Annotated in this window: 9 protein-coding genes and 3 tRNA genes; 8 read left to right on the top strand and 4 right to left on the bottom strand. The window is 73.0% G+C overall.

Going from position 1 to position 11,716, the window contains the following annotated elements; all coding sequences use genetic code 11:
• The first annotated feature begins 129 nt into the window (after window positions 1-129).
• The 8 genes from ACZ592_RS11775 (at window position 130) to ACZ592_RS11740 (ending at window position 5,124) form a co-directional block, all read left to right on the top strand.
• Window positions 130-447: a histone-like nucleoid-structuring protein Lsr2 gene (locus tag ACZ592_RS11775; protein WP_471581333.1), complete on the top strand. Its 318-nt coding sequence runs from the start codon at window positions 130-132 to the stop codon at window positions 445-447.
• A 123-nt stretch (window positions 448-570) separates the two neighbouring features.
• Window positions 571-642, top strand: a tRNA-Gly gene (locus ACZ592_RS11770).
• Window positions 643-721: 79 nt separating this feature from the next.
• Window positions 722-797: transfer RNA gene (locus ACZ592_RS11765), tRNA-Gly, on the top strand.
• A gap of 145 nt (window positions 798-942) precedes the next feature.
• On the top strand, window positions 943-1,932 hold the full coding sequence (locus ACZ592_RS11760; protein ID WP_471581332.1) for an ABC transporter ATP-binding protein: 990 nt from the start codon (window positions 943-945) through the stop codon (window positions 1,930-1,932).
• Window positions 1,929-2,708, top strand: a complete 780-nt coding sequence (locus ACZ592_RS11755; RefSeq protein ID WP_471581331.1) for an ABC transporter permease — start codon at window positions 1,929-1,931, stop codon at window positions 2,706-2,708. Before ACZ592_RS11760 ends, ACZ592_RS11755 begins: the two co-directional genes overlap by 4 nt.
• A gap of 14 nt (window positions 2,709-2,722) precedes the next feature.
• Window positions 2,723-4,420, top strand: coding sequence for a histidine kinase (locus ACZ592_RS11750; protein ID WP_471581330.1), 1,698 nt, complete (start codon window positions 2,723-2,725; stop codon window positions 4,418-4,420).
• Window positions 4,417-5,025 (top strand): response regulator, encoded by a 609-nt coding sequence (locus ACZ592_RS11745; protein ID WP_471581329.1) that lies wholly within the window; start codon window positions 4,417-4,419, stop codon window positions 5,023-5,025. The genes ACZ592_RS11750 and ACZ592_RS11745 overlap by 4 nt, the downstream gene beginning before the upstream one ends.
• Window positions 5,026-5,048: 23 nt before the next feature.
• Window positions 5,049-5,124: transfer RNA gene (locus ACZ592_RS11740), tRNA-Gly, on the top strand.
• A gap of 66 nt (window positions 5,125-5,190) precedes the next feature.
• Here ACZ592_RS11740 and ACZ592_RS11735 read toward each other — a convergent pair.
• From ACZ592_RS11735 to purD, 4 genes are all read right to left on the bottom strand, one after another.
• Window positions 5,191-6,087 carry a phosphoribosylaminoimidazolesuccinocarboxamide synthase gene (locus tag ACZ592_RS11735; protein ID WP_471581328.1) on the bottom strand — a complete coding sequence of 299 codons (897 nt, stop codon included), beginning with the start codon at window positions 6,085-6,087 and terminating at the stop codon, window positions 5,191-5,193.
• Between the two features lie 174 nt (window positions 6,088-6,261).
• A complete protein-coding gene (locus tag ACZ592_RS11730) occupies window positions 6,262-7,740 on the bottom strand; it encodes a N,N-dimethylformamidase beta subunit family domain-containing protein (protein WP_471581327.1) in 1,479 nt (492 codons plus the stop codon).
• Window positions 7,741-8,098: 358 nt separating this feature from the next.
• Window positions 8,099-9,955 carry a M48 family metalloprotease gene (locus ACZ592_RS11725; protein ID WP_471581326.1) on the bottom strand — a complete coding sequence of 619 codons (1,857 nt, stop codon included), beginning with the start codon at window positions 9,953-9,955 and terminating at the stop codon, window positions 8,099-8,101.
• A 325-nt stretch (window positions 9,956-10,280) separates the two neighbouring features.
• Window positions 10,281-11,534 carry a phosphoribosylamine--glycine ligase gene (purD, locus tag ACZ592_RS11720; protein WP_471581325.1) on the bottom strand — a complete coding sequence of 418 codons (1,254 nt, stop codon included), beginning with the start codon at window positions 11,532-11,534 and terminating at the stop codon, window positions 10,281-10,283.
• Between the last annotated feature and the right edge of the window lie 182 nt (window positions 11,535-11,716).

Genomic DNA, 11,716 nt, shown 5'->3' with positions numbered 1-11,716 from the left:
GGCTTCACAATGCAATGCCGGGCACTGTACAAAGGAAATAGCAATAGTCGATACTTTGCCCAAAACATCCGTGCAGTCGGCATCACCGCATGTCAAAGGCGGTAGAGCCACGCGAAGGGACCGATATTCGTGGCGCAACGTGTCGTGGTCACTCTCTCTGACGACATCGACGGCGGGGAAGCGGCAGAAACGGTCGCGTTCGGTCTGGACGGCAGGTCGTACGAGATCGACCTCAATCAAACCAATGCCAAGAAACTGCGCACGGCACTTGCCCCGTACCTGGAGGCGGCCCGCAAACGGTCGAAGTCGGGCATGGCGTTCCGGCACACGGCGGTCTCCCCCGACCCGTCGGCCGTCCGCGCCTGGGCGCGCTCGCACCAGATGGACGTACCGCCCCGCGGCCGCATCCCCAAGAGGGTCTACGAGGCCTTCGAAGCGGCCAACTGACCTGGCGCCCGGCACGACCCCCGGCCCCTCGCGGCAACCGACTTGCGCTGCACCCCTCCCGGTCGGCTAGAGTCTGGAGCACGCCGAGGGGCAAGGCCGAAAGGCCGGACCTCACGGAGTCACGCGGGTGTAGTTCAGTAGTAGAACATCCCCCTTCCAGGGGGAAGGCGCAGTGTGCAATTCCTGTCACCCGCTCTGCATCGCTCACCGACCGGTCCGCCGGTTGCGGTAGGCTGATGCCCGCGCCGATCGGTGAAAGCCGGTCGGAGGCAATGCGAACGTAGCTCAGTTGGTAGAGCGCAACCTTGCCAAGGTTGAGGTCGCGAGTTCGAACCTCGTCGTTCGCTCCACGTGAGAGACCCCGGTCGATTCGACCGGGGTCTTCTTCGTGTCTCCCCTTCTCCCGCCTGCGGGAACGTCGTTTCTGACATTTGTCATGCGGGCCGGTGACAGCGCGCACTGCCGACGGCTCCCCGGCCGGGGGAGGCTCGAACCATGACTGACCACGTGATCGACGTGACCGATCTCCGGCGCGTGTACGGAGGAGGTTTCGAGGCGGTACGCGGGATCTCCTTCGCCGTGGGACGCGGCGAACTCTTCGCGCTCCTCGGCACCAACGGCGCCGGCAAGACCTCCACCGTCGAACTCCTGGAAGGACTCGCCGCCCCGGCCGGCGGACGGGTGCGGGTGCTCGGGCACGACCCGTACACCGAACGCGCCGCCGTACGGCCCCGCATCGGCGTCATGCTCCAGGAAGGCGGCTTCCCCGCCGAGTTGACCGTCGCGGAGACCGCCCGGATGTGGGCCGGCTGCACCAGCGGGGCCCGGCCCGTCGCCGAGGCCCTGGACATGGTGGGGCTCGGCAAGCGCTCCGGCGTCCGCGTGAAGCAGCTCTCCGGCGGCGAGAAGAGGCGCCTCGACCTGGCCATGGCCCTCATCGGGCGGCCCGAGGTGCTCTTCCTCGACGAACCCACCACCGGACTCGACGCCGAAGGGCGCCGCGCCACCTGGGAGTTGGTGCGGGACCTGCGCGACAACGGGACGACCGTGCTGCTCACCACCCACTACCTCGAAGAGGCCGAGGCGCTCGCCGAACGCCTCGCGATCCTGCACGAGGGCCGCATCGCCGCCGAGGGGACCGTCTCCGACGTGGTCGCGCGCCAGCCCTCGCACATCTCCTTCGAACTGCCCGACGGCTACTTCGTCGGCGACCTGCCGCCACTCGGCGAACTCGGCGTGAGCGGCCACGAGACCGCGGGGCACCGGGTCGTGCTGCGGACGGACGACCTCCAACGCTCGGCCACCGGGCTGCTGTTGTGGGCCAGGGACGCGCGGGTCGAGCTCGGTGGGCTCGATGTGCGGGCGGCCTCGCTGGAGGAGGCGTTCCTGCGGATCGCGCGGGCCGCGGGGACCAGGGACAGTGCGGCGGACGGAACGGGCGAGGGCTCCGAAGGACGCCCCGCCCAGAAGGAGATGGCGACATGAGCACGATGGCCGTGACCACCCCGGCGAGGCGGCTGCAGGCCCTGGCCCGCACCGAGATGACACTGCTCGGGCGGAGCAAGGGAACGCTGTTCGCGGCGCTGTTCGTGCCGTTCGTGATCCCGTTCAGCATGCGGCAGGCCGCCAAGGGCATGGACCTGAAGGGCACCGGGCTCGACGTCGGCACCGTCGTGCTGCCGAGCGCCCTCGGCTTCTCGCTGCTCTTCGCCGTGTACTCCGCCCTCACCGCCGTCTACACCGCCCGGCGCGAGGAACTCGTGCTCAAGCGGCTGCGCACCGGCGAGCTGCGGGACCCCGAGATCCTGGCGGGCGCCGCGCTGCCCTCGGTCACCATCGGGGTGGTGCAGTGCGTGGTCCTCGCCGTGGGCTGCGCGGCGCTCCTCGACGCGGGGGCACCGAGCGCACCCCACCTCGTCGTCCTCGGCGTCGCCCTGGGCCTCGTGATGTTCTCCGCGCTGGCGGCCGTCACCGGCAGCTTCGCCCGGTCCACCGAGTCCGCCCAGGTCATGAGCATGCCGCTGATCTTCGGTTCGATGATCGGCTCCGGGCTCTTCATCCCGCTGGAGGTCATGCCCGACAAGGTCGCCGCGGTCTGTGAGCTGCTTCCGCTCTCGCCCGTGATCGAGCTGATCCGCGGCGGCTGGGCGGGCCACCTCTCGGCCGGGGACACGCTGGGTGCCGTCGCGACGGCGGTGGCCTGGACCCTGCTCGCGGTGTTTGCTGTACGACGGTGGTTCCGGTGGGAACCGCGGCACTGAGGGAGGTACCGGGAGTGCTGATCGACCGGGTTCGGGACTGGCAGCGCCGCTGGCACGGACGCAGCAAGATCGAGAAGGTCGAGCTGCAGAGCATGGCCGTGTGGCACGCCATGCCGTGGATCTTCTTCATCAGCTGGAGCTTCCTGCCGCTCGGCCTGAGCCTGCGGCACGAGCCGGTCGCGCAGATCCTCGGCTGGTCGCTGATCGCGGTGGGCGCGCTGCAGAGCCTGCACGCCAACCGTTCGGTCCGGCACTCGCTCGACCACTACCTGAAGCGGCGGGAACTGCCGCGCCGCGATCTCGCGGTGGCGGGTGCCCTGATGGGCGTCGCCTACGCCCTCGCGATCGCCCTGGAGGCCGTGGGCGGCGCCAAGGACGGCCTGATCACCCTCACCGTCATGTACCTGCTGATCCCGTTCGGCCAGGCCCTCGCCTTCGCCCTCCCGGTCCGGGCCTACCTGGCCCGCATCGCGGCCCTCGACCTGGTCGTCGTCGCCGCGTTCGCCACCGCGGGCGTGCGCGGCGGGCGCCTGTTCGCGACCGCCGCGCTGTTCGCCTTCGGCGGCCTGCTGACCCTGCTCTCCACGCGCTGCGGCGCCTGGACGCTCTCCGTGATGTGGGAGGCCGACCGGGCCCGCGAGGTCGAGGCGCGGCTCGCGGTCGCCGAGGAGCGGCTGCGGTTCGGCCGGGACCTGCACGACGTGATGGGACGCAACCTCGCCGTCATCGCCCTCAAGAGCGAGCTCGCGGTGCAGCTCGCCCGCCGGGGCCGGCCCGAGGCGGTGGACCAGATGGTCGAGGTGCAGCGCATCGCGCAGGAGTCCCAGCGGGAGGTGCGGGAAGTCGTACGGGGCTACCGGGAGGTCGACCTCGCGGTGGAACTGGCCGGCGCCCAGGGCGTGTTGGAGGCGGCCGGGATCCGATGCCGGGTCGCGGGCTCCACGGCGGGGCTGCCCGCGTCGGTGCAGTCGGCCCTCGGGTGGGTCGTGCGGGAGGCGGCCACGAACGTGCTGCGCCACGGCGACGCGGGGCGTTGCGACATCGCTCTGGCGGTGAGTGAACGGCGGGCGACGCTGGTCGTCGAGAACGACGGCGCGCCCGACGCCCCGCCCGATGCCCCGCCCGGAGTCCCGCCCGAGCGGCGCGGCTCCGGCCTCGCGGGCCTCCGGGAACGGCTGGCCCCGGTGGGCGGCGTCCTGGACTTCGCATCCGGCAAGGACACGTTCCGCCTGTCCGTGGAGGTACCGCTGCCGCCGCCGGGGGATGGGGAAGGGGCGCCCCCCGTGAGTGAGCGGGAACAGGCCGATGGGCCTCAGCGGGAACGGGCCGATGGGCCTCAGCGCGGACAGGCCCACGGAATCCGCGCAGACCGCGCAGACCTCGTAGGGGAGCCGGAACGGGCCGACGGTCCGGAGCGGAACCAGCCGTGCGGGCACGCGCGGGAACAGGACGGCGGCGCCGAGGCCGACCCGACCCACACGCAGGCACGAGAACCGGGCGCCGGAACCAAGGCCGACCCGGCCCACACGCAGGCACGGGAACCGGGCGCCGGAACCAAGGCCGACCCGGCCCATTCCGAGCAGGCCCGCTCCCGGGGGCGGGCCGCCGAGCCCGAGCCGGCGCAGGCTCACCCCCGCACGCCGGAACGAGCCGCCGGGCCCGAGCCCGCACAGGACCCCGCGAAAGACCCAGACCAGGAGGTGGCCGCATGAGCGTGCGCGTGTTGCTCGCCGATGACGAGCACCTCATTCGGGGAGCGCTCGCCGCGCTGCTCGCTCTGGAGGACGATCTCGTCGTGGTCGCCGAGGCCGCATCCGGGCCCGAGGCGCTGGCCATGGCGCGGGCCCACCGGCCCGACGTCGCCGTGCTCGATCTGCAGATGCCGGGCGCCGACGGTGTGAGCGTCGCCACATCCCTGCGCGACGAACTCCCGCAGTGCCGGACCATGATCGTGACGAGTCACGGCAGACCGGGACATCTCAAGCGGGCCCTCGCGGTGGGGGTGCGGGGCTTCGTGCCGAAGACCGTGAGCGCCCAGCAGCTCGCCGAGATCATCCGCACGGTGCACTCCGGAAACCGTTACGTGGACCCGGAGTTGGCCGCCGACGCGATCTCCGCGGGGGACTCCCCCCTGACCGACCGCGAGGCCGAGGTGCTCGAACTCGCCGCCGACGGCGCACCCGTCGCGGAGATCGCCGAGCGGGCCGCGCTGTCCCAGGGAACCGTCCGCAACTACCTCTCCTCGGCGGCCACCAAGGTGGGTGCGGAGAACCGGCACGCCGCGGTGCGTCTCGCACGCGAGCGAGGTTGGGTATAGTTGTCCTCGCGCTTCGGCGCAGCGCGGACGTAGCTCAGTTGGTAGAGCGCAACCTTGCCAAGGTTGAGGTCGCCAGTTCGAACCTGGTCGTCCGCTCCAGATGAAAGGCCCCGGTCAGCAGACCGGGGCCTTTTTCGTGCGCCGGTCACCGCCGGCTGCCGCCGACTACCAGGGCGTGCCCGTCAGCCGCTCGTACGCCTCGATGTACTTGGCGCGCGTGGCGTCCACCACGTCCTGCGGCAGCGCCGGCGGCGGCTGCTCGCTCTTGCGGTCCCAGCCGGAGGCCGGCGACGTCAGCCAGTCCCGTACGAACTGCTTGTCGTACGACGGCTGGGCGCGGCCCGGCTCCCACTGGTCGGCGGGCCAGAAGCGGGAGGAGTCCGGGGTCAGGACCTCGTCGGCGAGGATGAGCGCGTCGCCCTCGAAGCCGAACTCGAACTTCGTGTCGGCGAGGATCAGACCCCGCTCGCGCGCGATGTCCAGTGCCCTGCCGTAGACGGCGAGGGTCGTCTGGCGCAGCTGGGCGGCGGTCTCCGCGCCGACCTGCCGGGCGACCTCCTCGTACGACACGTTCTCGTCGTGCTCGCCGACGGCGGCCTTCGCGGCGGGCGTGAAGATCGGCGCGGGCAGCTCCGACCCGTCGACCAGGCCCTCGGGCAGGGCGAGGCCGCAGACGGTACGGGTGTCGTTGTACTCCAGGAGGCCCGAGCCCGTCAGATAGCCGCGGGCCACGCACTCGACCGGGACCATCTGCAGGGACTTGCAGACCAGGGTGCGGCCCGCCCAGTCGGCGGGGGCGCCCTGCGGCAGCTCCGTGGAGATGACGTGGTTCGGGACGAGGTCCGCGAGCTGGTCGAACCACCACAGGGAGAGCTGGGTCAGGACGCGGCCCTTGTCGGGGATCTCCGAGGGCAGCACCCAGTCATAGGCGGAGAGGCGGTCGCTGGCGACCATGACGAGCTCGCCCGCCTCGTTCTGGTACAGCTCGCGCACCTTGCCGGTGTGGAGGTGGACCAGGCCCGGAACCTCAAAGGGCTCGGGCTTTTCTACGAATCCGGACACGGTTCCCTCCCGTGGTTCTGGCCAAGTGACGTCGATTCTCCCGTATCGGGAGTGCGGTCTTGGCCAGGGGTTGGTCGGGGGCAGGTCAGACGTGGTGCGGGGGTGGGCCGGAGGCGGTGCCGGGCCGTGCCGGGCGGTGCGTCGTACGGGACCGGCGGGCCCGGGACCACGGGGTCAGTCGCGCTTGCAGATGCGGTCCAGGAGGTTGGCGGTGGCGCGCTGGATACGGGGGTCCACGTGGCCGGGGCGGTCCAGGGCCGGGGACCAGGCGAAGGTGCCGGACGCGAAGACGAGGGCGCCGGACGGGGCGCGGTACAGCGAGGACTCCTGGTGGCGGGTGACGCCCTCGGTGTCCTCGTACGGCGAGTGGGCGAGCAGGATGCGGTCCTGGTGCTCGGGAAGCGCGGTCCGCGGGAAGTAGCGGTCGGCCTCGCCGGCGACCATGCCCTCGATCTCGTCGCCGTCGTGCGCCCCGGTGGCCTCCCACAGCCAGTGGTCCGCGTTGCGTACGACGAGGGGGCGCGGCTCGGGGACGCGGCCCGCGTACTGGATGCCGAGCAGCTGCTGCTCGGCCTTGTCCTGCTCGCGCCAGAGCGCGGGACGGCCGGGCCCCCGGCGCTTGCGGCAGGTGAGCAGGCGGTCCTCCACGCCGGACGGGGAGGGACCCAACTCCACCTGCCAGTACATGGTGTTGGCGGAGAGGAAGACCAGGGACGTGCCGTGCTCGCGGGCCTGCTCGGTCGCGCGGCGCATGCTCGGCGACCAGTACTCGTCGTGGCCGGGGAAGACCAGGCCGCGGTAGCGCGTGGGGTCGATGCGGCCCGCGTGCAGGTCACGGGCGTCCGCGTACGCCAGGTCGTAGCCGTAGCGCTCGGCCCAGCGGATGAAGTCGTAGGCGTGGCCGACGTGCAGGGGCAGGCCCGCGCCCGCGTAGGGACGGTCGAAGGAGACCGTGACGGCGGCCTCGCTCTCGCCGAGGAGAGCGCCCTGCTCGTCCCACGCGTGGTAGAGGCTGGCGCCCGTGCGCCCGTCCTCGGGATAGAGGTTGTACGCCTGCCAGGTGACGTCCGGCAGGAGCAGCAGCAGGTCGGCGGGGTGGTCGTCGCGGACCGTGAAGGGGACGTGCGAGCGGTACCCGTCGGCGGTGGTGAGGACCGCCACGTACGCCCCGATGCTCCAGTAACTCGGGATCTGCAGCCGCCAGGAGAGCCACCAGTGGTGGCAGGAGACCGTGCGGTCGGCGGTGAGCGGGGCGGGCTGGACGATGCCGGACAGGCGCGGGCTCGTGGTGATCTTCGACGCGCCGTCGCCGCCGTAGTGCCCGATGCGGTAGATGTCGACGCTGAACTGCTGGGGCGGGTCGACCGTGACGTGGAAGTCGATGGCCTCGCCCGGCGCCGCGGCGCCGGTGGAGGTGAAGCCCTTGATCTGGCGGTGCACGTCATCGGCGTTGAGCGGGCCGCCGGTGCGGGGGGCCGGGATGTTCGCGCCGGGGGCGGGGGCGTGGTCGACGTACCAGGGAACGACGTGGCCCGTGTCGTCGAAGTAGTGCTCGGTGCCGCGCAGCCAGGGCAGCGGGCCCTGACCGAAAGGGTCCGAAACGGCGTGCGCCAGCGCGCCCGATTCCCATCGGCGGTTCGGCTCCGACTTCATCTCCACCCCTCCCTCGCTCCCCCGAGCCGCGGCGCCTGCCTGTGCCTGCGGTCGGCGGCCGCTCCCAGCACATCACATTAAGCACGCACACCGTCACCGTTCGTCGCGAATTGACGGGAACGGAGCGTGACGTTCCGAGTGGGGTGGCGGGAGGGCTGGCGCGCGGGGTGGCGGGGCGGGGTGGCGGGCCGCGTGGCGCAAGGGCGGCGCCTGCCTGCGGCTTTGTACGGGGAGGGGGCGCGCGGGGCGCGGAACGGGATGCGGCGGGCGCCCCTTGGAGACACCGCGAAGTCTCTCGGCGTCCTCGGGTGATTTTTGGGGCTCCGCGCGTGCTCCGCGCGACCGGACCCGTCCTCCGTCAGACCAGCCGGACCGGCTTCTCCGGGCGGACGCCGAGGCGCGTGAGCCAGTCCCGCAGGGGGAACGGGTCGCCGTCCTCGACGAGACTCAGGACGCGCGGCGAGAGATCCACCGCACGCTCGCCACCGACGAGGAGGGCGGGACCGTCGAGCCAGTCGAGGCCGGGAGCGGCTCCCGCGGTGTCCACCGCGGCGCAGCACACCATCGCCGTGACGTGGTCGGCCAGCAGCTCACGGCCGGTGCGCGGCGGCTGGAGCGGGAAGAGCGGCAGCGCGCCGTCGTCCCACAGGGCCTCGTCCGGGCCCTGTCCCGTGGGAGCGGGCCGGGGCGGGGCCGCGGCCTCCTCGCGGGCGATCTCGGCGGTGAGGCCCGCGGCGAGCATGCCGCCCAGGCTGTCCGCGTCGGCGTCGTCGGCGTCCTCGTCCACCGCGGGGAAGAGGCATTCGGCGCGCTCGGCGGGCTCCGCGCCGGACCCGTGCGGCGCCGTACCGGAGGCGGCGTCCGGCAGCCGGCCGTCCGCGGCCCCCGCGCCACCCCCGCCGTCACTCTCCGTGACAGAAGGCACGGCGGTCGTCAGGTGTTCCAGGACGCGGTCGAGGGTCGGGCCGTCGGGGTCCGGAGCCGTCGGATCGGCGGAGTGGCCGACGCCCAGCGAGTCCAGGACGCGGTGCAGCCGGGCGGCGTCCATGCGCCACTTCCGGTCGACCACCTCGTCCGGATACTCCTGCCAGGCCACCGGCGCCCAGTCCGGTCCCGACTCCGCGGGGCCGCCGTGGAAGAGGCGGGCGGCGAGCAGCGAGGCGGCCTCGTCCACCGAACCCGGCTCCTCCAGGAGGTCACAGGCGGGACGCTCGCCGAGCCGGGAGGCGAAGCCCTCCGCCAGGCGGTCCCTGCGGGACAGCTCGGTGAGCGCGGAGACCACGCCCGCGTCGAGCCGGGAGGGCCAGCGGCCCATGCGCCACGCGGGCAGCGCGACGCGGGTGAGGAGCCGGTCCCACCCCGCGTACGCCAGACCGACCTGCTCCTGGGCGACGATCCGCACCCCGTAGTCCACGGCCTGGGCACGCTCGGCGGCCGCCGCGGCGACACCGCGCTCCATCTCCGCGGCGTGCACCCTGCAGTGCCGCAGCAGGAGCCGGGCGACGCGGCCGATGGCGCCGAGCACCACGCGCGCGAGGGGACCGCGGCCGGGGGTCGAGGCCACCGCGACCGCGGCGTCCAGACCGCGCACGAAGCGCCGGGCGGCGGCTATGTCGGGGTGCGCCGAGGGTCCCGTACCCGCCACGACGGGGGCCAGGACGGCGCGCAGCTCGCCGACCCGCATCCACCACAGGAACGGGGAGCCGATGACCAGCACGGGCGCGACCGTGGACGGGGGCTGCGGTGCGCGCCCGCCCTCGGAGGTGGCCGGCCCGTCCTGCCGGGCCCGGGCGGGCGGGCCGTGCGCGGGATGGGTGCGGTCCTCCAGCCAGCTGTCGCAGTCCGGGGTGAGCGCTATGGCCGAGGGCGCCGGCACGTCCAGGCGGTCCGCGAGGTCCCGCACCAGGCGGTACAGATCGGGGGCGGACGACTCGGCGATCGGGACGGTGGGGCTCAGGGCGGGCCTGGCCCGTGCGACGACCAGGGCGACACCGGCCGCGCCCAGCAGGACGAGCACGGCGACGACCGTCACGACCCAGCGTGCGACGTCCCAACTCCCGCCGCCCGCATGGCCCGTGACGCCTGCCGCGATGAGCACGACGGCCACGGCCGCGGGCAGCAGGGCGACGGCCAGCGCCCGGCTGCGCAGACGCAGCACGGCGAGGGCCCGGGAACGCGCGGCCTGCACGCCCACCTCCACACCTGTACCTGACACGACCGATGGCACCCCCTGGCTGCCTACTGTTCGGCCGCCGGCCCGAGCCGGCGGCGCACATCAATGGCCTTGGCGGCCCTGGTCCTGCTCACTCCCCCACTGTGGCACCCGCCACCGACATCGCAATGCCGGTGGTCTGTTTGGCTCTGGGTGCCTTGAACGCTTGCGCCGCACCCTAGTTGGGGCGCACGGCGTCGTCAGCCGGATGGGCCACCGGTCACTCGATGGAATGGCTTTGGCTAAAGGTGGATGCCGAGAAGGCCCCGGATCCACGGTCGGATCCGGGGCCTCGAGTTGGCCGAAAGGTGCGCGGCGACGGCGCCGGTCAGGCCTCCGCGGCCGCCTTCGCCGCGATGTCCGTGCGGTGTTGGGACCCGTCGAGGCGGATGCGGGACAGCGCCGCGTAGGCGCGCTCGCGTGCCTCGGTGAGGCCGGCGCCGACGGCCGTCACGGACAGCACGCGACCGCCCGCGCTGACCACGGCGTCGCCGTCCCGCGCCGTTCCGGCGTGCAGGACGTACGCATCCGGGGCATCCTGCGCGGCGACCTCGTCCAGGCCCTCGATGGGGTCGCCCGTGCGAGGCGTACCGGGATAGTTGTGCGAGGCGACGACCACGGTCACCGCGGCGTCGTCGCTCCAGCGCAGCGGCGGCAGGTCCGCGAGGGTGCCGTTCGCCGACGCCAGCAGGATCCCGGCGAGCGGGGTCTTGAGGCGGGCGAGGACGACCTGGGTCTCGGGGTCGCCGAAGCGGGCGTTGAACTCGATGACGCGCACGCCTCGGCCGGTGATCGCCAGGCCCGCGTACAGCAGCCCCGAGAACGGGGTGCCGCGGCGCCGCAGCTCGTCCACGGTCGGCTGGAGCACGCTCCGCATGACCTCGTCGACCAGCTTCGGGTCGGCCCACGGCAGCGGCGAGTACGCGCCCATGCCGCCGGTGTTCGGCCCTTCGTCGCCGTCGAGCGCGCGCTTGAAGTCCTGCGCGGGCTGGAGCGGGACGACGCTCTCCCCGTCGGTGATCGCGAAGAGGGAGACCTCGGGGCCGTCGAGGAACTCCTCGATGACGACGCGGTCGCAGGCGCGGGCGTGCGCCCTGGCCGTCTCGACGTCGTCGGTGACGACGACGCCCTTGCCGGCCGCGAGCCCGTCGTCCTTGACGACGTACGGCGCCCCGAAGGCGTCCAGGGCCTCGTCGATCTCGGCCGGCGTCGTGCACACGTACGACCGTGCGGTCGGCACGCTCGCCCCCGCCATCACGTCCTTGGCGAAGGCCTTGGAGCCCTCCAGGAGCGCGGCCTGCCCGGACGGGCCGAAGCAGGGGATGCCCGCCGCGCGCACGGCGTCGGCGACGCCGGCGACGAGGGGGGCCTCCGGGCCCACCACGACCAGCCCGGCACCGAGCTCTCGGGCGAGGGCGGCCACGGCGGCACCGTCGAGGGCGTCGACCCGGTGCAGCTCGGCCACCTCTGCGATGCCGGCGTTGCCGGGGGCGCAGTGCAGCTCGGAGACGTCGGGGTCGAGGGACAGAGAGCGGCACAAGGCGTGTTCGCGGGCACCACTGCCGATGACAAGGACCTTCACGCCCGCCAGCCTAGCCCGCGGGGCGATGTGCCTTTGTACGGGCTGCCAGGTCTGGCTCCGGAGCCTGTTGTGGGTTCCTCCAGGGATCGGGGGGTGTTTGGCGGGCTTGGGGGGTGTCCGGCGAGCCCGGAGGGTGACCGGCGAGCCCGGAGGGTAACCGGCGAGCCCGGAGGATATCCGGC

This window comes from Streptomyces sp. NPDC040622 (assembly GCF_055593965.1).
The sequence above is the reverse complement of the archived record's forward strand: the minus strand, read 5'-3'. Positions and strand labels throughout refer to the sequence as shown.

What these genes read in the sequence shown, in the direction of transcription:
- ACZ592_RS11760 (WP_471581332.1), top strand. Translation starts at nt 943, where the DNA reads ATGACTGACCACGTGATCGACGTGACCGATCTCCGGCGCGTGTACGGA.
- ACZ592_RS11755 (WP_471581331.1), top strand. Translation starts at nt 1,929, where the DNA reads ATGAGCACGATGGCCGTGACCACCCCGGCGAGGCGGCTGCAGGCCCTG.
- ACZ592_RS11745 (WP_471581329.1), top strand. Translation starts at nt 4,417, where the DNA reads ATGAGCGTGCGCGTGTTGCTCGCCGATGACGAGCACCTCATTCGGGGA.
- ACZ592_RS11730 (WP_471581327.1), bottom strand. Translation starts at nt 7,740, where the DNA reads ATGAAGTCGGAGCCGAACCGCCGATGGGAATCGGGCGCGCTGGCGCAC.